Source organism: Bacillus sp. DX4.1 (genome assembly GCF_030348195.1).
Taxonomy (GTDB): Bacteria; Bacillota; Bacilli; order Bacillales; family Bacillaceae_G; genus Bacillus_A.
In genome coordinates, this window is record NZ_JAUCFT010000008.1 from 92501 (window position 1) to 119052 (window position 26552).

The window sequence follows — 26552 nt, forward strand, 5'->3', positions numbered from 1 at the left end:
TGTTTAGCAAAAACACAGGTCTCTGCGAAGCCGTAAGGCGAAGTATAGGGGCTGACACCTGCCCGGTGCTGGAAGGTTAAGGAGAGGGGTTAGCGCAAGCGAAGCTCTGAACTGAAGCCCCAGTAAACGGCGGCCGTAACTATAACGGTCCTAAGGTAGCGAAATTCCTTGTCGGGTAAGTTCCGACCCGCACGAAAGGTGTAACGATTTGGGCACTGTCTCAACCAGAGACTCGGTGAAATTATAGTACCTGTGAAGATGCAGGTTACCCGCGACAGGACGGAAAGACCCCGTGGAGCTTTACTGTAGCCTGATATTGAATTTTGGTACAGTTTGTACAGGATAGGCGGGAGCCATTGAAACCGGAGCGCTAGCTTCGGTGGAGGCGCTGGTGGGATACCGCCCTGACTGTATTGAAATTCTAACCTACGGGTCTCATCGACCCGGGAGACAGTGTCAGGTGGGCAGTTTGACTGGGGCGGTCGCCTCCTAAAGTGTAACGGAGGCGCCCAAAGGTTCCCTCAGAATGGTTGGAAATCATTCGTAGAGTGCAAAGGCATAAGGGAGCTTGACTGCGAGACCTACAAGTCGAGCAGGGACGAAAGTCGGGCTTAGTGATCCGGTGGTTCCGCATGGAAGGGCCATCGCTCAACGGATAAAAGCTACCCCGGGGATAACAGGCTTATCTCCCCCAAGAGTCCACATCGACGGGGAGGTTTGGCACCTCGATGTCGGCTCATCGCATCCTGGGGCTGTAGTCGGTCCCAAGGGTTGGGCTGTTCGCCCATTAAAGCGGTACGCGAGCTGGGTTCAGAACGTCGTGAGACAGTTCGGTCCCTATCCGTCGTGGGCGCAGGAAATTTGAGAGGAGCTGTCCTTAGTACGAGAGGACCGGGATGGACGCACCGCTGGTGTACCAGTTGTTCTGCCAAGGGCATAGCTGGGTAGCTATGTGCGGAAGGGATAAGTGCTGAAAGCATCTAAGCATGAAGCCCCCCTCAAGATGAGATTTCCCATAGCGTAAGCTAGTAAGATCCCTGAAAGATGATCAGGTTGATAGGTTCGAGGTGGAAGCATGGTGACATGTGGAGCTGACGAATACTAATAGATCGAGGACTTAACCATATAAATATGAAGCAATGTTATCTAGTTTTGAAGGAATATACCTTCATCAGTTTGGTGATGATGGCAGAGAGGTCACACCCGTTCCCATACCGAACACGGAAGTTAAGCTCTCTAGCGCCGATGGTAGTTGGGACCTTGTCCCTGTGAGAGTAGGACGTCGCCAAGCAATCTTTAGACGAGTCATAATGACTCGTCTTTTTTATATATAAAAAATTTTGTAGTCTGTTGATCACGCACGAACGGTAATTGCATCATCTCAAGGTTCGGCAGGAAGCAAAGAAATTTCTCGGCCGGGATGAGGAAACTTTCATTGAATAAAATATGAATTTGGTGATTAAGGAACAAAAACTTTGGCTACTATAGTGAAGAGGCAAAAGAGTTGCAAATTTCTTTAATACGTATATAATTAAAGTCAAAGATAGTCAAAGTCAATAAAGGTGGCGGATAAATGAGAAATATATCTGATATCATTGAGCAATATCTAAAGCAAGTTATTGACTTAAGCAATAATAATGTGATTGAAATTAAGAGAAATGAGATTGCCGATAGGTTTGATTGTGTGCCGTCTCAAATTAATTATGTAATCAATACCCGCTTTACGCTAGAAAGAGGATTTTTAGTTGAAAGTAAACGAGGTGGAGGAGGTTACATTCGCATTATCAAAGTCAAATTGCATGACGATATAGACATTATTGATCAAATGCTTCATATGATTGAGCGTAGTATTGCGCAAGGAAATGCAGAAAGTATTGTCATACGTTTAGTTGAAGAGGATATTGTGACAAAAAGCGAAGCAAAGCTTATGCTAAGCGTGTTAGATCGATCGGTATTATTAATGGATTTACCCTTTCGAGATGAACTTAGGGCTCGGATATTATGCGCAATGTTAAGAACGTTGAAATATAAATAAATACAGCTTTTGTTAAGAAGTGTTTTCACTGGTTATTCATTTCATAATGAGACTTTTTCACAGGCAATGTGTATTTTTCTCATAAAATAATTTGAGTGGAGAAAATAAAATCTAGTAATGTATGAAAAGTCTCATGGAATAACTTGTTCCTATTGTAAAGGTGGGGAGATTCGATGACTTGTCAAAATTGTAATACAAGACCAGCAGCTTTACATGTTACAAAAGTAATAAATGGACAAAAGACGGAAGTTCATCTTTGTGAGCAATGTGCTGAACAAAATGGCTATACGTCTTTCTTTCAATCACCACAATCTAGTTATTCTTTTCATGACTTATTAGCTGGATTGCTACACGGGGAACAATCGATGTTTGAAAAACAGGAAGATAATTTTTCGGATATAAAGGTATTACGATGTCCAACGTGTAATATGACATATCAACAATTTGCTAAAATGGGTCGCTTTGGTTGTTCTTCCTGTTATGAAACATTTAAGGATCAACTACAGCCTATGTTAAAACGTCTTCAGGGTGGTTATACACATCATTGTGGAAAAATCCCACAGCGTACAGGAGGAAATGTCCATCTAAAGAAAGAATTAGATGAACTAAAACTAAAATTAAAGCGGTGTGTACAACAAGAGGAATTTGAAGAAGCGGCTCAGGTCCGTGATCAAATTCGAGGCATTGAAAATCAGCTTAGTGAGCATAGAGAGGGGGAATAATTCTATGTCACTGGATCGAATTATGAATAAAGCAATTAGCCCATGGATGAGGGGAGATGGTCCTGATTCCGATATTGTTTTAAGTAGTCGTGTTCGTTTGGCTCGTAATTTAAAAGATTATCATTTCCCTACTATGCAAACTGATGAAGAAGCAAAGAAGATCATCAAGATATTTCAATCGAAGTTTGCTAATGAAACATCGAAATCCTTCGGGACGTTCGAACTATTAAAAATGAATGAACTTCAGCCGCTTCAAAGAAGAGTTTTAGTAGAAAAACATTTAATTAGTCCCAATCTTGCTGAAACAGAATTTAGTGCTTGTCTATTATCAGAAAGTGAACAGATAAGTGTGATGCTTAATGAAGAAGATCATGTGCGAATTCAGTGTTTGTTCCCGGGGCTACAATTATCAGAAGCACTCCAAAGTGCGAATCAAATGGATGATTGGATTGAAGAGGCGGTTGAATATGCTTTTGATGAATCAATTGGTTACATTACAAGTTGTCCTACAAATGTTGGTACGGGATTACGAGCTTCTGTAATGATCCATTTACCAGCGCTTGTTTTGACGAAACGAATAAACCGTATCATACAAGCAATTCAACAATTAGGTTTAGTTGTAAGAGGAATTTATGGTGAAGGTAGCGAAGCCTTAGGTAATATATTTCAAGTTTCCAATCAAATGACATTAGGAAAGTCAGAAGAAGATATTATAGAAGACTTAAAGAGTGTCGTTTACCAGCTTATACAGCAAGAAAGAGCGGCACGAGACATGGTTACGAAAAATTCAAGTATTGAACTTGAAGATCGAGTATATCGTTCTTATGGTATATTAGCCAATAGTCGTTTAATTCAATCTGCTGAGGCAGCTACTTGTCTATCGGATATACGACTTGGCATTGATCTTGGTTATATAAAAAATATATCAAGGCATATTTTAACGGAGCTAATGGTACTTACTCAGCCAGGAATCTTGCAGCAATATGCCGGTGGTCCCCTACAGCCTGGGGAAAGAGATTATCGTAGAGCGACTTTAATCCGTGAAAGATTAAGAATTGAACAAAATTGAGCGCAAGTAGGAGGCGATTTCTATGATGTTTGGAAGATTTACAGAACGAGCACAGAAGGTATTAGCTTTATCTCAAGAAGAGGCAATTCGCATTGGTCATAATAATATTGGAACAGAACATATTTTACTTGGGCTTGTACGTGAAGGTGAAGGAATTGCGGCTAAAGCATTAATTGCTCTTGGATTAAGCCCAGAAAAGGTGCAAAAAGAGGTAGAAGCATTAATTGGTCGTGGAACAGAAATGTCTCAAACCGTACATTACACACCTCGTGCAAAAAAAGTGATTGAGTTATCAATGGATGAGGCACGTAAGCTTGGTCATTCTTACGTCGGAACGGAGCATATTCTACTTGGATTGATTCGTGAAGGTGAAGGAGTAGCGGCACGTGTTTTAAATAACTTAGGTGTAAGTTTAAATAAGGCAAGACAACAAGTACTGCAGCTTCTTGGAAGCAATGAGGCAACATCGGGTCATCAAGGCGGTGCTTCAGCAAGTGCGAATACACCAACACTTGATAGTTTAGCACGTGATTTAACAGTTGTTGCACGTGAAGGACGGTTAGATCCTGTTATTGGCCGTGGTAAAGAAATTCAACGTGTAATTGAAGTGCTAAGCCGTAGAACGAAAAATAACCCAGTGTTAATCGGGGAACCAGGCGTAGGTAAAACAGCAATTGCAGAAGGATTAGCACAACAAATTGTAAACAATGAAATTCCTGAAACTTTACGTGACAAGCGTGTTATGACATTAGATATGGGAACTGTTGTTGCTGGTACGAAATATCGTGGTGAATTTGAAGATCGCTTAAAGAAAGTAATGGATGAAATTCGCCAAGCGGGTAATATTATCTTATTTATCGATGAACTTCATACATTAATCGGTGCGGGTGGTGCAGAGGGTGCGATTGATGCATCTAATATTTTAAAACCATCTTTAGCACGCGGGGAACTGCAATGTATTGGGGCGACAACGCTAGATGAATACCGTAAATATATTGAAAAAGATGCAGCATTAGAGCGACGGTTCCAACCGATTCATGTTGATGAACCAAGCTTAGAAGAATCTGTTCAAATTTTAAGAGGATTACGTGATCGTTACGAAGCACATCACCGTGTTTCTATTACAGATGATGCAATTGAAGCGTCTGTAAAACTTTCTGACCGTTATATTACAGATCGTTTCTTACCAGATAAGGCAATTGATTTAATCGATGAAGCTGCTTCCAAAGTACGCTTACGTTCTTATACAACACCACCAAATTTAAAAGAACTTGAAGTCAAACTTGAAGAAATTCGCAAAGAAAAGGATGCAGCTGTACAAAGCCAAGAATTTGAGAAGGCAGCTTCCTTGCGCGATATGGAACAACGTTTACGTGAAAAATTAGAAGAAACAAAACGCCAATGGAAAGAGCAGCAAGGAAAGGAAAACTCAGAAGTGACAGTAGAAGATATTGCAAATGTCGTTTCTACATGGACGCGTATCCCTGTTTCTAAACTTGCACAAACAGAAACAAATAAATTGTTGAATCTAGAATCTATTTTACATGACCGTGTAATTGGTCAAGATGAAGCGGTTGTTGCGGTAGCAAAAGCAGTGCGCCGTGCGCGAGCTGGTTTGAAGGATCCAAAACGTCCGATTGGCTCATTTATTTTCTTAGGACCGACTGGTGTAGGTAAAACTGAGCTTGCACGTGCGTTAGCAGAATCTATGTTTGGTGATGAAGATGCAATGATCCGTATTGATATGTCTGAGTACATGGAGAAACATTCTACTTCTCGTTTAGTGGGATCTCCTCCAGGATATGTTGGATACGAAGAAGGTGGTCAGCTGACAGAAAAAGTTCGTCGTAAACCATATTCTGTTGTTCTATTAGATGAAGTAGAGAAGGCACATCCAGATGTATTTAACATTTTACTGCAAGTGTTAGAGGATGGTCGTTTAACAGATTCTAAAGGACGTACAGTTGATTTCCGTAATACGATTGTAATTATGACATCTAACGTTGGCGCTGAGGCGTTAAAACGTAATAAACATCTTGGTTTTAACGTACAAGATGAGAGCCGTGATTACACAGATATGAAAAGCAAAGTAATGGATGAACTGAAAAAGGCATTTCGTCCAGAGTTCTTAAACCGTATCGATGAAATTATTGTCTTCCATATGCTTGAGAAAAAACATATTCAAGAAATTGTAATCCTTCTGGTTAATCAATTAGTGAAACGCTTAAAAGAACAAGAAATTGATTTAGAGTTAACAAGCGCGGCAATTGAAGCCATTGCTGATAAAGGATTTGACCGAGAGTACGGCGCTCGCCCACTTCGCCGAGCAATTCAAAAATATGTGGAGGATCGATTATCAGAAGAGCTTCTAAAAGGAGCAATTGAGAAAGGTCAAAAAGTTGTTTTTGATACTGAAGGAGAATCATTTGTCATTCGCAGTGCAGAAAAGGTAAAATAAGTATAGACAAACGAAGAGGGCTAAGTAATAGCCCTCTTTCTTGTACGAGAAAAATATATGTGTATATACATATGAAAGTGAAGTGAAGTGTAAAACACAATGGCTAAAAAGAAAACGAAATTTATATGTCAAGAATGTGGTTATCAATCGGCGAAATATATGGGAAAATGTCCCGGATGCGGGCAATGGAATACGCTTGTTGAGGAGATGGAACCAGTTGTATCATCACGTCGTATTAACTATGCAAATGCGATTCAATCAGAAGTAACGAGGCCACGTCGTCTTACAGAAGTAGAAACGAAATCAGAAGCGCGTATTGAAACGAAATTTCAAGAGTTTAATCGTGTACTTGGTGGAGGAATTGTAGATGGTTCCCTTGTACTTATTGGAGGAGACCCTGGGATTGGAAAATCAACATTATTACTACAAATATCATCGCAACTAGCAGACTCTTCCTATGATGTGTTGTATATATCTGGTGAGGAATCAGCAAAGCAAATTAAACTACGCGCAGATCGTCTGCACGTAAATGGCAGTAATTTATTTGTTGTTTCGGAAACAGATTTACAGCGAATTGCAACATATATAGATGAAATGAACCCTTCATTTGTTGTCATTGATTCCATTCAAACGATTCATTTACCGGAAGTGACTTCGGCGCCAGGAAGCGTCGCGCAAGTACGTGAATGTACAGCAGAGTTGATGAAACTTGCAAAAACGAAGGGGATTCCTATTTTTATCGTGGGACATGTAACGAAAGAAGGAGCGATTGCTGGACCTCGTATGTTAGAGCATATGGTGGATGCGGTTCTTTATTTTGAAGGAGATCGTCATCATACATATCGTATTTTACGAGCAGTAAAAAATCGTTTTGGTTCCACAAATGAAATGGGAATTTTTGAAATGAAGGAATTGGGTCTTTCGGAAGTGTTAAATCCTTCTGAAATATTTCTAGAGGAAAGGCCTGTCGGGGTCGCCGGCTCTACAGTTGTTGCTTCTATGGAAGGAACAAGACCTGTGTTAGTAGAAATACAAGCATTAATCTCTCCTACTAGTTTTGGAAATCCGCGAAGAATGGCTACAGGAATCGATCATAATCGTGTATCACTTATTATGGCGGTATTAGAAAAAAGAGCGGGACTATTATTGCAAAATCAAGATGCCTATCTAAAGGTTGCTGGTGGAATAAAGTTAGATGAACCAGCCGTTGACTTAGCGGTTGCCTTAAGTATTGCATCTAGCTTTCGAGATAAACCAACTGCGCCGGGAGATGCTGTGATAGGGGAAGTTGGTTTAACAGGTGAAGTACGGAGGGTATCGCGAATTGAACAACGGGTACAAGAAGCGGCTAAATTAGGATTTCAACGAGTTATTATCCCGCGCAAGAATTTGGGGGGCTGGACAATTCCAGAGGGGATTGAAGTGGTTGGTGTGTCCAATATAGGAGAGGCGCTTCGTTTGATATTAGGAGGCTAGGCTATGGAAGAAAACAAGCAACGAGTCAAAAGTATGATTAATATTTTACAGCTTGTTGCACCAGGGACACCGTTACGAGAAGGAATAGATAATGTACTTCGTGCGCAAACAGGTGGTTTAATTGTCCTTGGGTACAACGAGCAAATTAAAAGTATTGTTGATGGAGGATTTCACATTAATTGTGCGTTCTCCCCTGCGAGCTTATATGAACTAGCAAAAATGGATGGAGCTCTTATTTTAAATGAGACGGGAAGTAAAATTTTAATCGCAAATGCACAGTTGGTTCCTGATGCATCTATTGATTCTATTGAAACAGGGATGCGTCATCGTACTGCAGAGCGAGTGGCAAAGCAAACGGCCAGTCTTGTTGTCGCTATTTCACAAAGGCGTAATGTCATTACGTTATATCAAGGAAGCTTACGTTATACATTAAAAGACATAGGTGTTATTTTGACAAAAGCAAATCAGGCGATTCAAACGTTAGAAAAATATAAAGCAGTATGGAATGATGGCATCACAAATTTGGGTATTCTAGAATTTGAGGAAGTCGTTACACTGTCTGAAGTTGTCCATGTTTTACACAGTGTTGAGATGGTGCTTCGTATTAAGAATGAAATCCTTAGCTATATTCATGAACTGGGGACAGAAGGTAGACTCATTCGGTTACAGCTTACCGAGCTCTTAGCAGATTTGGAAGCAGAGGCAGCGTTATTAATTAAAGATTATTACCAAGAAAAAACGCAAGACCACTATCAAATCCTAAAAAAATTACAAGAACTTGCGAATGCACAGCTATTAGAAGATAGTGATTTAGTCAAACTGCTTGGCTATTCTGGACAAACGAGTTTAGAGGAAAGTGTTACGCCAAGAGGGTACCGGATTGCGAGTAAAATTTCTAGAGTTCCACCTCTGATTATTGAAAATTTAATTAATCGATTTAAAAATCTGCAAGGGATTTGCCGTGCGACCATCAGTGATTTAGATGATGTAGAAGGAATTGGAGAAGTTCGAGCGAAAAAAATACGGGAAGGCTTAAAACGAATCCAAGAGCACCTATATATGAGTAGACACAATTAAGAATATTACATTGATTCCACAATATAACGACACTCAAACATTTTTGGTATATGATATGGTATATTGGTAAATAAAGCAATTTATAAAAAGACACGTCCGCTTTTGCATTCGGCGTTTTGAGTAGCAAAACAATGGTTAATAATGAGTAGGAGGTGGTTGGATGTTAAAACGGATCGTACAGCTCTTCTTTTTAGTAATTGGTGGAGCGTTAGGGATTTTTCTGATCCCAAAAGTTATTAATGTATTGGACATTGGTGCAATCCCTTTACTTGAAGGTTCTTATGTCCGTGCAATTATTGGTGCAATTATTTTATTTTTAACAACATTTTGGCTTGTAGATTATATCGTTCAACTTATTAAACATATTGAGGAAGCCCTTGTAAAGGCTCCTGTAACAGATGTTTTATTTGGTACGCTAGGATTAATTTCAGGTCTGATTGTTGCATATTTAATTTTGATACCAATTCGTGAATTTACAATTCCAGTCATTAGCACCGTATTGCAAATCTTCTTTACACTTTTACTTGGCTATTTAGGATTCCAAGTAGGATTTAAAAAGAGAAATGAATTGCTAGGGTTATTTACATTACCACAGCGCGGAAGTAAAAAGAAGAATAATAATAACGAAAATGAAGATACAGAAGCAGAAAAGTCTTCTTCACATTGGAAAATACTTGATACAAGTGTAATTATTGACGGACGTATTGCTGATATTTGCCAAACAAAGTTTTTAGAAGGAACAATTGTGATTCCTCAGTTTGTGTTAGAGGAGTTGCAGCATATTGCTGATTCTTCCGATGCGTTAAAACGTAATCGTGGCCGAAGAGGATTAGATATACTAAATCGCATTCAAAAGGAAATGCCGATTCCAGTAGAGATTTATGAAGGCGATTTTGAAGACATTCAAGAAGTAGATAGTAAGCTTGTAAAATTAGCGAAAATAACGGGCGGTACTGTTGTAACGAATGATTTTAATTTAAATAAAGTTTCTGAACTACAAGGAGTAACTGTTTTAAATATCAATGATCTAGCCAATGCAATTAAGCCGGTTGTTCTTCCTGGTGAGGAATTAAGTGTGTATGTCGTAAAAGACGGAAAAGAGCAAAATCAAGGTGTTGCCTATTTAGATGACGGCACAATGATTGTCGTAGAAGATGGTAGAGAGTACGTTGGTTCACAACTTGATGTCCTTGTTACGAGTGTGCTGCAAACATCGGCTGGTCGCATGATTTTTGCAAAACGTAAATTATTAGAAAAAGCATTGTAAGTAGAGGGTTATTAGCATGTATACATTAATTATTCCGGCAGCAGGCCAAGGGAAACGAATGGGTGCTGGTAAAAATAAATTGTTTTTACTTATTAATGAAGTACCTATTATTGTGCATACATTACGTGCTTTTGAGAAAGATGAAGCATGTAAAAATATTATTATGGCGATTAATGAAGAAGAACGTTCTTATTTTTCCGAATTAATTCAGACATATCGTATTCAAAAGAGTGTTCAGTTTATTCAAGGTGGAGCTGAAAGACAAGATAGCGTGTATAATGCGCTTCAACACGTAGAACATGTCGATTATGTCCTAGTACATGATGGCGCACGTCCATTTGTGACGAGCAAAATGATTCATCATGTATTGGAAACAGCGAAGCAAAAGGGCGCCTCGATTTGTGCGGTACCTGTTAAAGATACGGTGAAAAAAGTAGAACAGAATACGGTGGTTGAAACAGTTGAACGTTCTCAGTTAAGAGCAGTACAAACACCCCAAGGATTTTATGTTCCGCTTTTATTGGAAGCGCATGAGAGTGCAAAACAAGGATGCTTCTTTGGTACGGATGACGCGAGTCTAATAGAGCGGTTAGGTGAAAAAGTAGGTGTAGTAGAGGGGAGTTACTACAATATTAAGGTAACAACTCCTGAAGATTTATTGATTGCCGAAAGTTTTCTACGTGTTCAGTAGAAATGGTTGCGGTGGTATAATATGCTAAGAAAAGCTCGGTAGTTGCCGGGCTTTTCTTAATAGAGTCATCGATATAATATAAGTTCATAAAGTTCAGTAGTTTAGCTCAAGGAGGATGTAAAGATGTTTCGAATCGGACAAGGTTTTGATGTACACGAATTTGCAGAAGAACGACCATTAATTCTAGGTGGAATTACAATTCCATATGAAAAAGGATTGTTAGGTCACTCTGATGCGGATGTACTTTTACATACAATTGCTGATGCATGTTTAGGAGCAATTGCTGCAGGTGACATCGGAAAGCATTTTCCAGATACAGATCCTGCCTTTAAGGATGCAGACTCGGCTGTGTTACTACAAAAAGTTTGGGAGTTTGTACGTGAGCAAGGATATGAATTAGGAAATTTAGATTGTACAATTATTGCACAGAAACCCAAAATGGCACCATATATTGAAAGTATGCGTAAACGTATTAGTGAATTGCTAGAAACATCTATAGATAATATTAATGTGAAAGCAACAACAACTGAAAAATTAGGATTTACGGGAAGAGAAGAAGGAATTGCTTCTCAAGCAGTTGTATTATTACAGAAAAAATAGTTGTTTTTAATTTGTAAGATGGATAATCGTATTTTTTTGGTGTACAATTATAGAATGTGTTGACATTAAGATTGGAAGGTGTACCAACTATGGAAAAGCAAGTGAGAGTGCGCTATGCGCCAAGTCCAACAGGACACTTACATATCGGAAATGCGCGTACGGCATTATTTAATTATTTATTTGCTCGTCATCAAAATGGCAAGTTTATTATTCGTATTGAAGATACTGATGTAAAACGTAACGTTGCTGGCGGTGAGGAAAGTCAATTAAAATACTTGAAATGGCTCGGTATGGACTGGGATGAAGGTGTTGATGTTGGCGGTGAATATGGGCCGTATCGTCAAATGGAACGTTTAGATATCTATAAAAAGTTGTATGAAGATTTATTAGAGCGTGGTTTAGCTTATAAATGTTATATGACAGAAGAAGAGTTAGAAGCAGAGCGTGAAGGACAAATCGCTCGCGGTGAAACACCTCGTTATGCAGGAAATCACCGTGATTTAACAGAAGAACAAGAGAAACAATTTGAAGCGGAAGGTCGTATTCCAAGCATTCGTTTCCGCGTGCCAGCAGACCGCGACTATACATTCAAAGATATCGTAAAAGATGAAGTGGCTTTCCACTCAAATGATTTTGGTGACTTCGTTATTGTGAAAAAAGATGGTATTCCAACTTACAACTTTGCAGTAGCAGTAGACGATCATTTAATGGAAATTACGCATGTTCTTCGTGGTGATGATCATATCTCTAATACACCGAAACAAATGATGATTTATGAAGCATTTGGATGGGATATCCCGCAATTCGGACATATGACATTAATCGTAAACGAAAGTCGCAAAAAATTAAGTAAACGCGATGAATCTATTATTCAATTCATTGAACAATATGAAGCGCTTGGATATCTTCCAGAAGCAATCTTTAACTTTATCGCATTACTAGGTTGGTCACCAGTAGGAGAAGAAGAAATCTTCTCTAAAGATGAGTTTATCGAAATGTTTGATGCAGCTCGTTTATCAAAATCACCTGCATTATTCGATTCTCAAAAATTAAAATGGATGAACAACCAATATATGAAAAAGCAAGATCTAGATGGTGTTGTGGAGCTAAGCTTGCCACATTTAGTGAAAGCTGGTCGCGTAAGTGAAGACCTAAGTGAACAAGAAATGAATTGGGTTCGCGATGTAATAGCTTTATACCATGACCAAATGAGTTTTGGTGCTGAAATTGTAGAGCTTTCTGACATGTTCTTCAAAGACCATGTGGACTATGAAGAAGAAGGACAAGAAGTATTAAAAGGTGAGCAAGTACCAGAAGTACTTCGCGCATTTGCAGCAGGACTAGAAGCATTAGAAGAAGTAGAGCCTGCAGCAATTAAAGCTACAATTAAAGCTGTTCAAAAAGAGACTGGTCATAAAGGTAAAGGTTTATTTATGCCAATTCGTGTTGCGACTACTGGCCAAACACATGGCCCAGAACTTCCGAATGCAATTGCATTGCTTGGAAAAGAAAAAGTTTTAAATCGTATTCGTAAAGTAATTAGTTAACATTTTACGAATTTAGAAATATAATAAAAATACTTAAAACCTAATAAGGAAAAGCGACGAGAAGGAGAAGTAGAAAATCAGGCTTTTTACAGAGAGAACCACCATTTGGCTGGAAGTGGTTTATAAGCGGATTTTTGAAATGCCCCTTCGAGTCTTCTGCCCAACAACGAAGAGTTTCGGGAAACGTCATCAGGACGTAAAGTAAGCAGAAGCGGTATAAACCGTTATCATGGATGAGTTTGAGGTTTTTTTAAACCTAAACAGAGTGGAACCGCGCTTGAAAAGCGTCTCTGTCTATTGACAGAGGCGCTTTTTTGTATACCATGTAATTGGGTATGAGTATAAGTCTTTACACAGTTGGATAAAGAATAGGTAACAAGTGAGGGACAATTGTTAGCGATAGATCGGTTCACTCGGAAAAGCAGCCCATAAAGTGAAACTTCCATCAGTGGGAGTTTTTGATTTCCTACTAATGAAAAGCTATCACCAATCGGGCTCTTACGGATAGTTATTCTCCACCTAACTTCATTGTTTCTTTCGGATTTTGAGGTGAAGGCTTTACTATCCGTTAGAGCGGGATAAAAGGGGAGGGGACATCGATGTTTAAGAGACTTCGAGAAGATATTGAAGTCATTTTTGAACAAGATCCAGCGGCGCGGAGTTATTTTGAAGTTATTTTAACTTACTCTGGATTACATGCAATTTGGGCACATCGAATTGCGCATGCCTTTTATAAACGGAATTTTTTCTTTATTGCACGTTCTGTTTCACAGGTTAGTCGTTTTTTTACTGGCATTGAGATACATCCAGGGGCCACAATTGGTCGTCGCTTTTTTATTGATCATGGCATGGGAGTTGTAATTGGGGAAACGTGCGAAATTGGAGATAATGTAACCATCTATCAAGGGGTTACGTTAGGCGGTACAGGGAAAGAAAAAGGAAAGCGTCATCCGACGATTCGAGATAATGTATTAATTGCAACAGGTGCGAAAGTACTCGGATCAATTACGGTTGGGGAAAATGCCAAAATTGGTGCCGGGTCTGTCGTATTGAAAGAAGTTCCAGCTCATTCTACGGTTGTAGGTATTCCTGGGCGCGTCAAGGTTCAAAATGGAGTGAAAGTAGGTCAAGAGTTAAATCATGCTGACCTACCAGATCCAATCTTTGATAAATTGAAAGTGATGGAAGAAGAGCTTGAGCAATTAAAAAAGCAACTTGCAGTGAAAGTGGAAAGGAAGGACGAAAATGACTATTCACATTTATAATACGTTAACGCGTCAAAAAGAAGAGTTTGTTCCATTAGAAGAAAATAAAGTGAAGATGTATGTATGCGGACCGACAGTATACAATTACATTCACATTGGAAATGCAAGGCCACCTATGGTATTCGATACAGTACGTCGCTACCTAGAACATAAAGGCTATGAGGTGCAATACGTTTCCAACTTTACAGATGTGGATGATAAGTTGATTAAAGTAGCAAATGAACTAGGAGAAGACGTTCCAACAATTGCAGATCGTTTTGTTGAAGCGTACTTTGAAGATGTAACTGCACTAGGTTGCAAGCATGCAACTGTTCATCCTCGTGTAACAGAAAATATGGATATTATTATCGAGTTTATTCAAGAGCTTGTGAATAAAGGATATGCATATGAATCTGAAGGCGATGTGTATTACAAAACAAAGGAATTTGAAGGTTACGGTAAACTGTCACATCAACCAATTGCAGACTTACGTCATGGTGCACGTATTGAAATTGGTGAGAAGAAACAAGATCCATTGGACTTTGTTTTATGGAAAGCTGCGAAAGAAGGCGAAATCTTCTGGGAGAGTCCGTGGGGTAAAGGTCGTCCTGGCTGGCATATTGAATGCTCTGCGATGGCGCGTAAATATTTAGGTGATACAATTGACATTCATGCTGGTGGGCAGGATTTAGCGTTCCCACACCACGAGAATGAAATTGCACAATCAGAAGCGTTGACGGGGAAAACATTTGCACGCTACTGGATGCATAATGGATATATTAATATTAACAATGAAAAAATGTCTAAATCGCTAGGGAACTTCATTTTAGTTCACGATATTATTAAGCAATATAATCCGCAATTAATTCGCTTCTTTATGCTATCCGTTCACTATCGTCATCCAATTAACTTTAGTGAAGAATTATTACAGAATACGAATAATGGGTTAGAGCGTATTAAAACGGCATACGGTAATTTAAAACATCGTATGGAAAGCAGTACGGATTTAACGGATCATAACGAGAAATGGTTAGCTGAAATGGAGAAATTCCAAGTTGCATTTGAAGTAGCGATGGATGATGATTTTAATACAGCAAACGCAGTAACAGAATTATATAATTTAGCAAACCATGCAAATCAATATTTACTAGAAGAGCATACATCAAAAGCAGTACTTGAGGCGTATGTAAAACAGTTTGAAACATTATTTGGCATCTTAGGATTAGAATTAACAAAAGAAGAATTACTTGATGAAGAGATTGAAGTGTTAATTCAAAAACGTATTGAAGCTCGTAAAAATCGTGATTTCGCATTATCAGATCAAATTCGCGATGATTTAAAAGAGCGCAATATTATTTTAGAAGATACAGCACAAGGTACAAGATGGAAAAGAGGATAAACATGATTGATGCAAAGCAATTGAACAGCTTAGCGTTAGCATATATGGGTGATGCAGTATATGAACAATATATCCGCCATCACCTCCTTCAAAAAGGAACAGTTCGTCCTAATCAACTACATCGTTTAGGGACAAGCTTTGTTTCAGCAAAGGCGCAGGCGAAAGTTGTTTATTATTTTTTAGAGACGGCATTTCTAACAGAGGAAGAAGATGCCGTACTACGAAGAGGACGTAATGCAAATTCTGGTACTGTTCCAAAAAATACGGATGTACAAACGTATCGCTATAGTACTGCCTTTGAGGCATTGCTCGGCTATCATTATTTATTGAACAATCGTGAACGATTAGAAGAACTTGTATATAAAGCAATTGATGTATTAGAAGTAAAGGAAGGAGGCGCATCAACATGAGTAGTGAATACATTATCGGCCGTAACCCTGTAATTGAGGCGTTACGATCAGGACGGGATATTAATAAGATTTGGATTGCAGAAGGTGCTGCCAAAGGACAAGTACAAATTGTATTAGCGTTAGCGAAAGAGAATAAAATTATTTTGCAGCATGCACCAAAGAAAAAATTAGATCAGCTTGTTGAAGGGAATCATCAAGGGGTGGTTGCGCAAGTTGCGGCATATCAGTATGCGGAATTAGAAGATTTATTTGAGGTAGCTGCTAAGCGTAACGAAGATCCGTTCTTTTTAATTCTTGATGAAATTGAAGATCCACATAATCTAGGATCTATTATGCGTACAGCAGATGCAACCGGAGCGCATGGAATTATTATTCCAAAGCGCCGAGCAGTTGGGCTAACGGCATCGGTTGCAAAAGCTTCAACGGGAGCAATTGAATACATTCCAGTTGCTCGTGTGACAAATCTATCACGAACAATTGATGAGTTAAAGGAACGTGGTCTTTGGATTGCGGGCACAGATGCAAAAGGGAAAACAGATTATCGCAACTTAGATGGCAATATGCCGATTGGATTAGTAATTGGTAGTGAAGGGAAAGGTATGAGCCGTATTATTGGTGAAAAGTGTGATTTCCTTATTCATTTACCGATGGTTGGTAAAGTTACATCCTTAAATGCTTCAGTAGCTGCTAGTCTGCTAATGTACGAGGTATATCGCAAACGTCACCAGATTGGTGAGTAAAAATGGACGATATTTTAATCGTTGACGGTTATAACATTATTGGGGCTTGGAGCGATTTGAAACAACTTAGGGATGTGGATTTACAAGCATCAAGGGATGCGCTGATTGATAAAATGGCTGATTATCAAGGATACACAGGAACGAAAGTGATGATTGTATTTGATGCCTACACTGTTCAGGGTATTGAGAAGAAGATGAAGCAAGCGCGTGTTGATGTTATATTTACAAGAAAAAATCAAACGGCCGATGAAAAAATTGAGCAGCTTGCAATTGAACTCCGCAACATAAATACACAAATTTATGTTGCAACTTCAGATTACACAGAGCAGTGGGTTATTTTTGGTCAAGGTGCACTGCGAAAATCAGCCCGTGAGTTAGAGCTGGAGGTTAAGACGATGGAGCAGCAAGTACGTCGTCAGACGCAAGAAGTGAGAGAAAAACAGCCAGCTATGCGAACGATATTTAGTAAAGATATTACAGAAAAGTTAGAAAAATTAAGGCGGGGAGAGCGTTGAAGCATTGACGCTCTTCAAGTATTTACTGTATAATATTTCTAAATAAATAGCGGTCGGAGGGATCAGGGTGGAAGCAAGCTTCGTGAGTACCAACAACGTTACGTTTCGCGATTTAGAGGATGAGGCAGTAGTTGAGTTAGTTCGACAAGGTAATATCGATGCCCTTGAATATTTGATTCATAAGTACAAAAACTTTGTTCGTGCAAAATCAAGATCGTATTTTTTAGTGGGTGCCGATCGGGAAGATATTGTTCAAGAGGGTATGATTGGATTGTTTAAAGCGATTCGTGATTATAAAGAGGACAAGCTATCTTCTTTTAAAGCATTTGCCGAACTGTGCATTACCCGTCAAATTATCACCGCTATTAAGACGGCAACAAGACAAAAACATATTCCTTTAAATTCCTATGTTTCTTTGGACAAACCGATTTATGATGAGGAATCTGATCGTACGCTATTAGATGTTATCTCAGAGTCGAAAGTGACCGACCCTGAAGAAATGATTATTAGTCAGGAAGAGTATAGTGATATAGAACTAAAAATATCTGAATTATTAAGCGATTTAGAAAGGAAAGTCCTTTCTTTATATTTAGATGGTCGCTCTTATCAAGAGATTTCAGAGCAGCTCAATCGTCATGTGAAATCAATTGATAATGCGCTGCAACGTGTAAAAAGAAAATTAGAACGTTATATGGAAATGAGAGAAAATACAACTTTAAATTCATAGTGTATGTTGCAGGGGAGAGGGTTCTCCTGCATTCTTTTTTTACGAGAGACTAAGCGGCATGTCATTGACATTATCTTTTATTGTATGATACATTTTTAACAGAACTCCCCTTCCGCAAGCATGTCTAGGGCATATCCTAGGTGCTAGGGAGGAGATGAATGGTAATCACGTGTAGTGCGAAGTTTCTACTTCTTTTTTGTTTTTGCGACAAGGATTAGAATAATTACCTGGAGAATGAAACTGTAGGGCAAGCTTGTGTCCAAGCAGTATAAATGACGCCTGTGGAGAGTATGTAAGGCTACTTGGATATCTCAATCAGCAATGCTCTATGAAACAGGAAGCTCCTTCTTCAAACAACTTGTTAGCGTGTTAAGACGGGGTCATTCACAGACATAATGTTACAAGGTTGGTGTAACAAATGAGAAAAAAAGTTGTGCTCTCATGTGAAGAGTGTAAGAATCGAAACTACTCCACAATGAAAGATACGAGCTCGACAGAGCGACTTGAGATAAAGAAATTTTGTAAAACATGCAATATGCATACAGTTCACAAGGAAACAAAATAAATAATTGAAACAATACACTGGAGGTCCAGCAAATGCGTTTAACGAACTTTTTCGGCGATGTAAGTCGCGAAATGAAAAAAGTAAGTTGGCCCAAAAAAGATGAATTACTTCGTTCGACAGTTACTGTTATTGCGACAGTTGTATTTTTTGCGCTTTTCTTTGCAGTAGTTGATATGGGGATTTCTTCTTTAATTCGGTTAATTCTTGAATAAGAAGCACTTATCCATGATATAATGTTATTTATACGAACTGTGTAAAAGCCCGGTGAACGGGTTTTTTCATTTGCACAAAAAAATGTACGTCAGGGAGGGAAGGACGCTCGTCCTAAATGAATGGAAAAAAGTTGGTATGTTGTCCATACTTATTCTGGATATGAAAATAAAGTAAAAGCAAACCTGGAGAAACGTGTAGAATCAATGGGGATGCAAGATAAAATTTTCCGTGTTGTTGTTCCGGAAGAAGTAGAAGTAGAAATGAAAAACGGGAAAGAAAAATTAACAAAACGAAAAGTATTCCCGGGTTATGTATTAGTTGAACTAATTATGACGGATGATTCTTGGTACGTTGTTCGTAATACGCCAGGTGTAACAGGTTTTGTTGGATCTTCTGGATCAGGCTCAAAACCATCTCCTCTATTAGAAGAGGAAGTTGTTACCATCATGAAGCATATGGGAATGGACAATGAAGTGGTTGATTTCGACTTTGAACTTCACGAAACGGTGCGTGTAAATGAAGGACCATTCGCGAACTATACAGGCGCGATTGAAGAAATCGATATGGAAAAACAAAAAATAAAAGTGCTTGTAGATATGTTTGGTCGTGAAACACCAGTTGAGCTCGATTTCCACCAAATAGAAAAATTATAAAATGAAACTTGAAATGAATTGTAAAAAGTGATAATATCTTTTAAGTCAGTACGTCTTCGGTAACGGAGACGTTTTTTGAAAAGATTTTATCGCTACAGATAAAATATGAAGTGGGAGGGCAAAAATTAATTGCCCAATTGACCACATCACGGACTTAAGGAGGTGTGTCTCGTGGCTAAAAAGGTAATTAAAATGGTAAAACTTCAAATTCCTGCAGGTAAAGCTAACCCAGCGCCACCAGTTGGTCCAGCATTAGGACAAGCGGGTGTTAACATCATGGGCTTCTGTAAAGAGTTCAACGCTCGTACAGCAGATCAAGCTGGTCTAATCATTCCTGTTGAAATTACGGTATTCGAAGACCGTTCATTCACTTTCATTACTAAAACTCCTCCTGCTGCTGTTCTTCTTAAGAAAGTAGCTGGTATTGAGTCTGGTTCTGGTGAACCAAACCGTAATAAAGTGGCAACTGTTAAGCGTGATAAAGTACGCGAAATCGCTGAAACTAAAATGCCTGACCTAAACGCTGCTAGCGTAGAAGCTGCAATGCGTATGGTTGAAGGTACTGCACGCAGTATGGGCATCATTATCGAAGACTAATTCGATTTGTCTTTTTGTAAAAAAGGTTGCGGGTCTGGAATTCCAATTCGCAACCTTTATTATCGTAAATGAATAGCGTTTTTAAATAAAAGGGTGGGCGCACATCCTCGATTGTATCGGAAAGAAGGCGTAAACGTGGGAGGTTATTCCGCTAAAACCACATTCAAGGAGGAAATAAACATGGCTAAAAGAGGTAAAAAGTACGTAGAAGCTGCGAAGCTTGTTGATCGTGCAGCTGCTTATTCTGCAACAGAAGCAGTAGAATTAGTAAAGAAAACAAATACAGCTAAATTTGATGCAACTGTAGAAGCTGCATTCCGTTTAGGTGTTGACCCTAAGAAAGCTGACCAACAAATTCGTGGTGCAGTTGTTCTTCCACACGGTACTGGTAAAGTACAACGTGTATTAGTATTTGCTAAAGGCGAAAAAGCGAAAGAAGCAGAAGCTGCTGGCGCTGAATTCGTAGGCGATACTGACTACATCGGTAAAATCCAACAAGGTTGGTTCGACTTCGACGTAGTAGTAGCAACTCCTGACATGATGGGTGAAGTTGGTAAACTTGGTCGCGTATTAGGACCTAAAGGTTTAATGCCAAACCCTAAAACTGGAACAGTTACTTTCGACGTAACAAAAGCAGTTAACGAAATCAAAGCTGGTAAAGTTGAATACCGCGTTGATAAAGCTGGTAATATCCACGTGCCAATCGGTAAAGTATCTTTCGAAGATGCTAAATTAGTAGAAAACTTCAAAACAATCGCTGATACGCTATTAAAAGCGAAACCAGCTGCTGCAAAAGGTACTTACATGAAGAATGCAACTGTTGCTTCTACAATGGGACCTGGCGTACGTGTAGACGTTTCTACTATCGCGTAAAATTTGGAAGTTGACTTCGTGAAGAAGTTTTAATATAATCATTTATGTTGTGAATTTAAATAGTGTACCGTAGACAGTAGGCGCCAATGCGGCTTAATTTCCTACCTAGGTGTGAATATACGAAACGGAATTTTTTTCTGTGACTATATGCCTCCATGTCTACAATTGGGCATGGAGGTTTTTTAGTGCACTTTCGGTACATCTTCTATATAATCTACAGGAGGTGTAATAACATGAGCAAAGCAATCGAATCAAAACAACAAGTTGTAACTGAAATCGCTGAAAAACTTCGCGATAGTAAATCTACAATCGTTGTTGACTACCGTGGTTTAACAGTATCTGAAGCAACTGAATTACGTAAAAACTTACGTGAAGCTGGCGTTGAGTTCAAAGTTTACAAAAACTCTTTAACTCGTCGTGCTGCAGAATCTGTTGAAATGGCTGAGTTAAATGAATTCTTAACAGGACCAAACGCAATCGCGTTCAGTAACGAGGATGTAATTGCTCCTGCGAAAGTATTAAACGACTTCGCTAAAAATCATGAAGCTTTAGAAATTAAAGCAGGCGTAATCGAAGGTAGACTTGTATCACTTGATGAGGTTAAAGCAATCGCTACTCTTCCATCACGTGAAGGCTTACTTTCTATGCTTCTTAGCGTTCTTCAAGCTCCAATGCGTGGTCTTGCAATCGCTACTAAAGCAGTTGCAGATCAAAAAGAAGAGCAAGGCGCTTAATTTTCAAAAGATAATTACGTGTTATCGATAAAACAATAAGAACCTAATTAAGGGAGGATATTTACAATGACTAAAGAACAAATCATTGAAGCAGTTAAATCTATGACTGTATTAGAACTTAACGACTTAGTAAAAGCTATCGAGGAAGAATTCGGCGTAACTGCTGCTGCTCCTGTAGCTGTAGCTGGTGGCGCTGGTGAAGCTGCTGCTGAGCAAACTGAATTTGATGTTGTACTTGCTAGCGCAGGCGCACAAAAAATCAAAGTTATCAAAGTTGTTCGTGAAATCACTGGTCTTGGCTTGAAAGAAGCTAAAGAAGTAGTTGACAACACTCCAAAAGCAGTTAAAGAAGGCGCTTCTAAAGAAGAAGCTGAAGAAATCAAAGCTAAACTTGAAGAAGTTGGCGCTTCTGTAGAAGTTAAGTAATTAACTTTTGAAGCTATAAAAAAGCTCGCTCTCATGCGGGCTTTTTTTTTAACTGTAAAGAAAAGAGGTGGCCACGTGGCAGACCATTATTTTTCTAACGACCCTTCTAGTAAAAGTGATCGTAAACGATGGGAGTATACATTGAGAGGAAATCAATTTATTTTCTTATCTGATCATGGGGTGTTTTCGAAAAACGAGGTAGACTTTGGTTCTCGTCTTTTAATTGAAGCATTTCAAATGCCGGATGTTCGAGGTAATGTATTAGATGTTGGATGTGGGTATGGTCCGATTGGTTTGTCGTTAGCAAAAGAGTCTCAAGGGCGCGAAGTTCATATGGTGGATGTGAATGAAAGAGCACTTGAACTTGCGAAAGAAAACGCTGCTAATAATAAAATTGGGAATGTCCGCATTTATCAAAGTAGTGTCTATGAGAATGTTGATGGACAATACGCTGTGATTCTATCTAATCCGCCAATTCGTGCAGGTAAGCATGTTGTGCATGAAATTTTAGAAAAGGCTGTCGATCATCTTGTCCCTGGCGGCGAACTTTGGATTGTTATTCAAAAGAAGCAAGGGGCACCATCTGCAATGGAAAAACTAGAATCGGTGTTTTCTGAAGTGGACGTTGTAGAAAAGAAAAAAGGATATTATATCATAAAATCAAAAAAACGTTGACGGTTATTTTTGGCTATGTTAACATTATACAATGCCAATATATGATTTTCTGCGTTGAGAAAGATGTATATTTTTGTTTCTCTTGGAAAAGATAGTAAAATCAGCAGATTATGAAACAGAATGATGGTTTTCTTATAGAAGCCATTTTTCTTTTTTGAGCAGCTAGAAATACTCAACGTATCTATCTTTAAGAGGAAAAGGCTACGCTAAGTGCGTTAGCTGTATTTATTTGTGATTTTGCACATTTTTTGTGCATTTATAATACTCATGATTTGAGGGGTGAAGCAGTTGACAGGTCAACTAGTTCAATACGGACGCCACCGCCAACGAAGAAGTTATGCCCGTATTAGTGAAGTATTAGAGTTACCAAATCTTATCGAAATTCAAACCTCTTCTTATCAGTGGTTTCTTGATGAGGGTTTGCGAGAAATGTTCCAAGACATTTCTCCGATTGAAGACTTTACGGGAAATCTATCGCTTGAATTTATCGACTACAGTTTAGGTGAACCGAAATACTCTGTAGAAGAATGCAAAGAGCGTGATGTGACGTATGCAGCACCACTTCGTGTGAAAGTTCGTCTAATCAATAAGGAAACTGGTGAAGTAAAAGAACAAGATGTGTTCATGGGAGATTTCCCACTCATGACAGAGACTGGAACATTCGTAATTAACGGTGCAGAACGTGTTATCGTTTCCCAGTTAGTTCGCTCTCCAAGCGTATACTATAGTGGCAAAGTGGATAAAAACGGAAAACGTGGTTTTACTGCTACTGTAATTCCAAACCGCGGAGCTTGGTTAGAGTATGAAACAGATGCTAAGGATGTTGTATATGTGCGTATTGACCGTACGCGTAAACTTCCTGTAACTGTTTTGTTACGCGCATTAGGGTTTGGCTCTGATCAAGAAATCACCGAGCTTTTAGGTGATAACGAATACTTAAGCAATACGTTAGAAAAAGACAACACAGATAGCACAGAAAAAGCATTGCTCGAAATTTATGAGCGTCTACGTCCTGGTGAACCACCAACAGTAGAAAATGCGAAAAGCTTGCTTGTTTCTCGCTTCTTCGATCCGAAGCGTTACGATTTAGCGAATGTAGGTCGCTATAAAATCAACAAAAAACTACACATTAAAAACAGATTGTTTAACCAACGCTTAGCTGAAACATTAGTAGATCCAGAAACTGGAGAAATTTTAGCGGCAGAAGGAACAATCTTAGATCGTCGTACATTAGATCGCATTTTACCTTACTTAGAGAAAAACATTGGATTCAAAACAGCGAAACCAATGGGTGGAGTGGTAGAAGGCGATGTTGAGGTGCAATCTATTAAGATTTATGCTCCGGAGTCAGACGGTGAACGTTCTATCAATGTGATTGGGAATGCAAATATCACTCGTGATGTAAAACACATCACACCAGGCGATATCCTTGCTTCTATTAGCTACTTCTTTAACTTACTGTATAAAGTAGGGGATACAGATGATATTGACCATTTAGGTAACCGTCGTCTACGTTCTGTAGGAGAGTTATTACAAAACCAATTCCGTATCGGTCTTTCTCGTATGGAACGTGTTGTTCGTGAGAGAATGTCGATTCAAGATACAAATGCAATTACACCGCAAGCATTAATTAACATTCGCCCGGTTATTGCATCTATTAAAGAGTTCTTCGGAAGTTCTCAGTTATCTCAGTTCATGGACCAAACAAACCCATTAGCAGAGTTAACGCATAAACGAAGACTATCTGCATTAGGACCCGGTGGTTTAACGCGTGAGCGCGCAGGCTTTGAAGTACGTGACGTTCACTATTCTCACTATGGTCGTATGTGTCCGATTGAAACGCCAGAGGGACCGAACATCGGTTTGATCAACTCGTTATCTTCGTTCGCGAAAGTAAATGAGTTTGGTTTCATTGAAACGCCATACCGTCGTGTTGATCCAGAGACTGGTCGTGTAACAACACATGTAGACTATTTAACAGCAGATGAACAAGATAATTATGTTGTAGCACAGGCAAATGCCCGTTTATCTGAAGAAGGGGACTTCCTTGATGAAGATGTTGTAGCGCGTTTCCGCGATGAGAACGTTGTGGTAAAACGTGAGCGCATTGACTACATGGATATTTCTCCGAAACAGGTAGTTTCTGCAGCGACAGCTTGTATTCCGTTCTTAGAAAACGATGACTCCAACCGTGCGCTTATGGGTGCGAACATGCAACGTCAGGCGGTTCCATTAATGAATCCGGAATCTCCGATTGTAGGTACAGGTATGGAGTACGTATCAGCAAAAGATTCAGGTGCTGCAGTAATCTGTAAACATCCTGGTACTGTTGAACGCGTAGAAGCACGTGAAGTTTGGGTGCGTCGTTATATAGAAGTAGACGGTCAAACAGTAAAAGGCGATTTAGATCGCTATAAAATGCTGAAATTCATTCGTTCTAACCAAGGAACTTGCTACAATCAACGTCCAATCGTAAGTGTTGGAGATCAAGTTGTAAAAGGTGAAATCCTTGCGGATGGTCCTTCTATGGAAAAAGGTGAACTAGCACTTGGACGTAACGTGCTTGTTGGCTTTATGACATGGGACGGTTATAACTACGAGGATGCGATCATTATGAGTGAGCGCCTTGTAAAAGATGATGTGTACACTTCTATTCATATTGAAGAATATGAGTCAGAAGCTCGTGATACGAAGCTTGGACCAGAAGAAATTACACGTGACATTCCGAACGTTGGGGAAGATGCACTTCGCAACCTTGACGAACGTGGTATTATCCGCGTCGGTGCAGAAGTGAAAGACGGAGATCTACTTGTTGGTAAAGTAACGCCAAAAGGTGTAACAGAATTAACAGCAGAAGAACGTTTATTACATGCAATCTTCGGTGAAAAAGCACGTGAAGTACGTGATACATCACTACGTGTACCACATGGTGGTGGCGGTATTATCTTAGATGTAAAAGTATTCAACCGTGAAGATGGCGATGAATTGCCACCAGGTGTGAATCAACTTGTACGTGCATATATCGTTCAAAAACGTAAAATTTCTGAAGGTGACAAGATGGCTGGTCGTCATGGTAACAAAGGTGTTATCTCCCGTATTTTACCGGAAGAAGATATGCCTTACTTACCAGATGGTACACCAATCGATATCATGTTGAACCCATTAGGGGTACCATCTCGTATGAATATCGGTCAGGTGTTAGAGCTTCATCTTGGTATGGCAGCAAGATACCTTGGTATCCATGTTGCAACACCAGTATTCGATGGTGCTCGTGAGGAAGATGTATGGGGAACTATCGAAGAAGCTGGTATGGCACGTGATGCTAAGACAGTTTTATATGATGGACGTTCTGGTGAGCCGTTCGACAACCGCGTATCTGTTGGTGTCATGTATATGATCAAACTTGCGCACATGGTTGACGACAAACTTCATGCTCGTTCTACTGGACCATACTCACTTGTAACGCAGCAGCCTCTTGGAGGTAAAGCACAGTTCGGTGGACAACGTTTCGGTGAGATGGAGGTTTGGGCACTTGAAGCTTACGGTGCTGCTTATACTCTTCAAGAAATCTTAACAGTGAAGTCTGACGATGTTGTTGGCCGTGTGAAGACATACGAAGCGATTGTTAAAGGCGAAAATGTTCCAGAGCCAGGTGTTCCGGAATCATTTAAAGTGTTAATTAAAGAGCTACAAAGCTTAGGTATGGATGTTAAGATGATGTCTAGCGATGATACAGAAATTGAAATGCGTGATACTGAAGATGATGATCATCAATCCGCAGATAAATTAAATGTAGAAGTTGAGACAACGAAGGAATAATTGGGATAACCTGTAGACTA

The 26552-nt window shown here is 39.3% G+C and carries 25 protein-coding genes, 2 rRNA genes and 2 other annotated features (1 of these 29 cut by a window edge); all 27 genes read left to right on the forward strand.

Features of this window, described 5'->3' with window-relative positions; genetic code table 11:
* Positions 1-1125: ribosomal RNA gene (locus tag QUF99_RS03850) — 23S ribosomal RNA — on the forward strand (it extends 1797 nt beyond the left edge of the window).
* Between the two features lie 50 nt (positions 1126-1175).
* Positions 1176-1291, forward strand: a 5S ribosomal RNA gene (rrf, locus tag QUF99_RS03855).
* Positions 1292-1573: 282 nt separating this feature from the next.
* Complete coding sequence (locus QUF99_RS03860) at positions 1574-2035, forward strand: CtsR family transcriptional regulator (RefSeq protein WP_286123079.1); 462 nt, start codon at positions 1574-1576, stop codon at positions 2033-2035.
* 173 nt (positions 2036-2208) lie between these two features.
* Positions 2209-2757, forward strand: a complete 549-nt coding sequence (mcsA, locus tag QUF99_RS03865) for a protein-arginine kinase activator protein McsA (RefSeq protein WP_289368713.1) — start codon at positions 2209-2211, stop codon at positions 2755-2757.
* A 4-nt stretch (positions 2758-2761) separates the two neighbouring features.
* Entirely contained in the window at positions 2762-3826 is a 1065-nt protein-coding gene (mcsB, locus tag QUF99_RS03870; protein ID WP_289368714.1) for a protein-arginine kinase McsB, read from the forward strand.
* A gap of 22 nt (positions 3827-3848) precedes the next feature.
* Complete coding sequence (gene clpC, locus QUF99_RS03875; protein WP_289368715.1) at positions 3849-6284, forward strand: ATP-dependent protease ATP-binding subunit ClpC; 2436 nt, start codon at positions 3849-3851, stop codon at positions 6282-6284.
* A 99-nt stretch (positions 6285-6383) separates the two neighbouring features.
* Entirely contained in the window at positions 6384-7760 is a 1377-nt protein-coding gene (gene radA, locus QUF99_RS03880) for a DNA repair protein RadA (protein ID WP_289368716.1), read from the forward strand.
* Positions 7761-7763: 3 nt separating this feature from the next.
* The gene (gene disA / locus QUF99_RS03885) at positions 7764-8837 is read left to right on the forward strand and encodes a DNA integrity scanning diadenylate cyclase DisA (protein ID WP_286123084.1); all 1074 of its coding nucleotides are present in this window, start codon (positions 7764-7766) and stop codon (positions 8835-8837) included.
* 160 nt (positions 8838-8997) lie between these two features.
* Complete coding sequence (locus QUF99_RS03890; protein ID WP_289368717.1) at positions 8998-10104, forward strand: PIN/TRAM domain-containing protein; 1107 nt, start codon at positions 8998-9000, stop codon at positions 10102-10104.
* Between the two features lie 16 nt (positions 10105-10120).
* Positions 10121-10795: a 2-C-methyl-D-erythritol 4-phosphate cytidylyltransferase gene (ispD, locus tag QUF99_RS03895; protein WP_289368718.1), complete on the forward strand. Its 675-nt coding sequence runs from the start codon at positions 10121-10123 to the stop codon at positions 10793-10795.
* Positions 10796-10918: 123 nt separating this feature from the next.
* A complete protein-coding gene (gene ispF, locus QUF99_RS03900; protein ID WP_286123087.1) occupies positions 10919-11395 on the forward strand; it encodes a 2-C-methyl-D-erythritol 2,4-cyclodiphosphate synthase in 477 nt (158 codons plus the stop codon).
* A gap of 89 nt (positions 11396-11484) precedes the next feature.
* Positions 11485-12942 carry a glutamate--tRNA ligase gene (gltX, locus tag QUF99_RS03905; protein ID WP_289368719.1) on the forward strand — a complete coding sequence of 486 codons (1458 nt, stop codon included), beginning with the start codon at positions 11485-11487 and terminating at the stop codon, positions 12940-12942.
* Between the two features lie 47 nt (positions 12943-12989).
* Positions 12990-13237, forward strand: a binding site (T-box leader).
* Between the two features lie 304 nt (positions 13238-13541).
* A complete protein-coding gene (gene cysE, locus QUF99_RS03910; RefSeq protein ID WP_289368720.1) occupies positions 13542-14207 on the forward strand; it encodes a serine O-acetyltransferase in 666 nt (221 codons plus the stop codon).
* The gene (gene cysS / locus QUF99_RS03915) at positions 14188-15585 is read left to right on the forward strand and encodes a cysteine--tRNA ligase (protein WP_289368721.1); all 1398 of its coding nucleotides are present in this window, start codon (positions 14188-14190) and stop codon (positions 15583-15585) included. Before cysE ends, cysS begins: the two co-directional genes overlap by 20 nt.
* Positions 15586-15587: 2 nt before the next feature.
* A complete protein-coding gene (locus tag QUF99_RS03920; RefSeq protein WP_289368722.1) occupies positions 15588-15995 on the forward strand; it encodes a Mini-ribonuclease 3 in 408 nt (135 codons plus the stop codon).
* The gene (rlmB, locus tag QUF99_RS03925) at positions 15992-16735 is read left to right on the forward strand and encodes a 23S rRNA (guanosine(2251)-2'-O)-methyltransferase RlmB (RefSeq protein ID WP_289368723.1); all 744 of its coding nucleotides are present in this window, start codon (positions 15992-15994) and stop codon (positions 16733-16735) included. The genes QUF99_RS03920 and rlmB overlap by 4 nt, the downstream gene beginning before the upstream one ends.
* 2 nt (positions 16736-16737) lie before the next feature.
* Positions 16738-17250: an NYN domain-containing protein gene (locus tag QUF99_RS03930; protein ID WP_289368724.1), complete on the forward strand. Its 513-nt coding sequence runs from the start codon at positions 16738-16740 to the stop codon at positions 17248-17250.
* A gap of 67 nt (positions 17251-17317) precedes the next feature.
* Positions 17318-17977, forward strand: a complete 660-nt coding sequence (locus QUF99_RS03935) for an RNA polymerase factor sigma-70 (protein ID WP_289368725.1) — start codon at positions 17318-17320, stop codon at positions 17975-17977.
* Positions 17978-18395: 418 nt separating this feature from the next.
* Complete coding sequence (rpmG, locus tag QUF99_RS03940) at positions 18396-18542, forward strand: 50S ribosomal protein L33 (protein ID WP_286123096.1); 147 nt, start codon at positions 18396-18398, stop codon at positions 18540-18542.
* Positions 18543-18574: 32 nt separating this feature from the next.
* Complete coding sequence (gene secE, locus QUF99_RS03945) at positions 18575-18754, forward strand: preprotein translocase subunit SecE (protein ID WP_289368726.1); 180 nt, start codon at positions 18575-18577, stop codon at positions 18752-18754.
* Positions 18755-18874: 120 nt separating this feature from the next.
* On the forward strand, positions 18875-19408 hold the full coding sequence (gene nusG, locus QUF99_RS03950) for a transcription termination/antitermination protein NusG (protein WP_286123098.1): 534 nt from the start codon (positions 18875-18877) through the stop codon (positions 19406-19408).
* Positions 19409-19579: 171 nt separating this feature from the next.
* Positions 19580-20005, forward strand: a complete 426-nt coding sequence (gene rplK, locus QUF99_RS03955) for a 50S ribosomal protein L11 (RefSeq protein WP_289368727.1) — start codon at positions 19580-19582, stop codon at positions 20003-20005.
* A gap of 180 nt (positions 20006-20185) precedes the next feature.
* Positions 20186-20878: a 50S ribosomal protein L1 gene (gene rplA / locus QUF99_RS03960; RefSeq protein WP_289368728.1), complete on the forward strand. Its 693-nt coding sequence runs from the start codon at positions 20186-20188 to the stop codon at positions 20876-20878.
* 49 nt (positions 20879-20927) lie between these two features.
* Positions 20928-21071 (forward strand) — a sequence feature (ribosomal protein L10 leader region).
* Between the two features lie 40 nt (positions 21072-21111).
* A complete protein-coding gene (gene rplJ, locus QUF99_RS03965) occupies positions 21112-21612 on the forward strand; it encodes a 50S ribosomal protein L10 (protein ID WP_289368729.1) in 501 nt (166 codons plus the stop codon).
* Between the two features lie 66 nt (positions 21613-21678).
* Entirely contained in the window at positions 21679-22038 is a 360-nt protein-coding gene (gene rplL / locus QUF99_RS03970) for a 50S ribosomal protein L7/L12 (RefSeq protein ID WP_003194333.1), read from the forward strand.
* A gap of 75 nt (positions 22039-22113) precedes the next feature.
* The gene (locus QUF99_RS03975) at positions 22114-22713 is read left to right on the forward strand and encodes a class I SAM-dependent methyltransferase (RefSeq protein ID WP_289368730.1); all 600 of its coding nucleotides are present in this window, start codon (positions 22114-22116) and stop codon (positions 22711-22713) included.
* Positions 22714-23001: 288 nt separating this feature from the next.
* A complete protein-coding gene (rpoB, locus tag QUF99_RS03980; RefSeq protein ID WP_289368731.1) occupies positions 23002-26532 on the forward strand; it encodes a DNA-directed RNA polymerase subunit beta in 3531 nt (1176 codons plus the stop codon).
* Positions 26533-26552: the final 20 nt, after the last annotated feature.

What these genes read in the sequence shown, in the direction of transcription:
- clpC (WP_289368715.1), top strand. Translation starts at nt 3,849, where the DNA reads ATGATGTTTGGAAGATTTACAGAACGAGCACAGAAGGTATTAGCTTTA.
- QUF99_RS03890 (WP_289368717.1), top strand. Translation starts at nt 8,998, where the DNA reads ATGTTAAAACGGATCGTACAGCTCTTCTTTTTAGTAATTGGTGGAGCG.
- QUF99_RS03860 (WP_286123079.1), top strand. Translation starts at nt 1,574, where the DNA reads ATGAGAAATATATCTGATATCATTGAGCAATATCTAAAGCAAGTTATT.
- rplL (WP_003194333.1), top strand. Translation starts at nt 21,679, where the DNA reads ATGACTAAAGAACAAATCATTGAAGCAGTTAAATCTATGACTGTATTA.
- rpmG (WP_286123096.1), top strand. Translation starts at nt 18,396, where the DNA reads ATGAGAAAAAAAGTTGTGCTCTCATGTGAAGAGTGTAAGAATCGAAAC.
- ispD (WP_289368718.1), top strand. Translation starts at nt 10,121, where the DNA reads ATGTATACATTAATTATTCCGGCAGCAGGCCAAGGGAAACGAATGGGT.
- secE (WP_289368726.1), top strand. Translation starts at nt 18,575, where the DNA reads ATGCGTTTAACGAACTTTTTCGGCGATGTAAGTCGCGAAATGAAAAAA.
- gltX (WP_289368719.1), top strand. Translation starts at nt 11,485, where the DNA reads ATGGAAAAGCAAGTGAGAGTGCGCTATGCGCCAAGTCCAACAGGACAC.
- radA (WP_289368716.1), top strand. Translation starts at nt 6,384, where the DNA reads ATGGCTAAAAAGAAAACGAAATTTATATGTCAAGAATGTGGTTATCAA.
- rplJ (WP_289368729.1), top strand. Translation starts at nt 21,112, where the DNA reads ATGAGCAAAGCAATCGAATCAAAACAACAAGTTGTAACTGAAATCGCT.
- cysS (WP_289368721.1), top strand. Translation starts at nt 14,188, where the DNA reads ATGACTATTCACATTTATAATACGTTAACGCGTCAAAAAGAAGAGTTT.
- QUF99_RS03920 (WP_289368722.1), top strand. Translation starts at nt 15,588, where the DNA reads ATGATTGATGCAAAGCAATTGAACAGCTTAGCGTTAGCATATATGGGT.
- rlmB (WP_289368723.1), top strand. Translation starts at nt 15,992, where the DNA reads ATGAGTAGTGAATACATTATCGGCCGTAACCCTGTAATTGAGGCGTTA.
- disA (WP_286123084.1), top strand. Translation starts at nt 7,764, where the DNA reads ATGGAAGAAAACAAGCAACGAGTCAAAAGTATGATTAATATTTTACAG.
- nusG (WP_286123098.1), top strand. Translation starts at nt 18,875, where the DNA reads ATGGAAAAAAGTTGGTATGTTGTCCATACTTATTCTGGATATGAAAAT.
- rplA (WP_289368728.1), top strand. Translation starts at nt 20,186, where the DNA reads ATGGCTAAAAGAGGTAAAAAGTACGTAGAAGCTGCGAAGCTTGTTGAT.
- mcsB (WP_289368714.1), top strand. Translation starts at nt 2,762, where the DNA reads ATGTCACTGGATCGAATTATGAATAAAGCAATTAGCCCATGGATGAGG.
- cysE (WP_289368720.1), top strand. Translation starts at nt 13,542, where the DNA reads ATGTTTAAGAGACTTCGAGAAGATATTGAAGTCATTTTTGAACAAGAT.
- mcsA (WP_289368713.1), top strand. Translation starts at nt 2,209, where the DNA reads ATGACTTGTCAAAATTGTAATACAAGACCAGCAGCTTTACATGTTACA.
- ispF (WP_286123087.1), top strand. Translation starts at nt 10,919, where the DNA reads ATGTTTCGAATCGGACAAGGTTTTGATGTACACGAATTTGCAGAAGAA.
- QUF99_RS03930 (WP_289368724.1), top strand. Translation starts at nt 16,738, where the DNA reads ATGGACGATATTTTAATCGTTGACGGTTATAACATTATTGGGGCTTGG.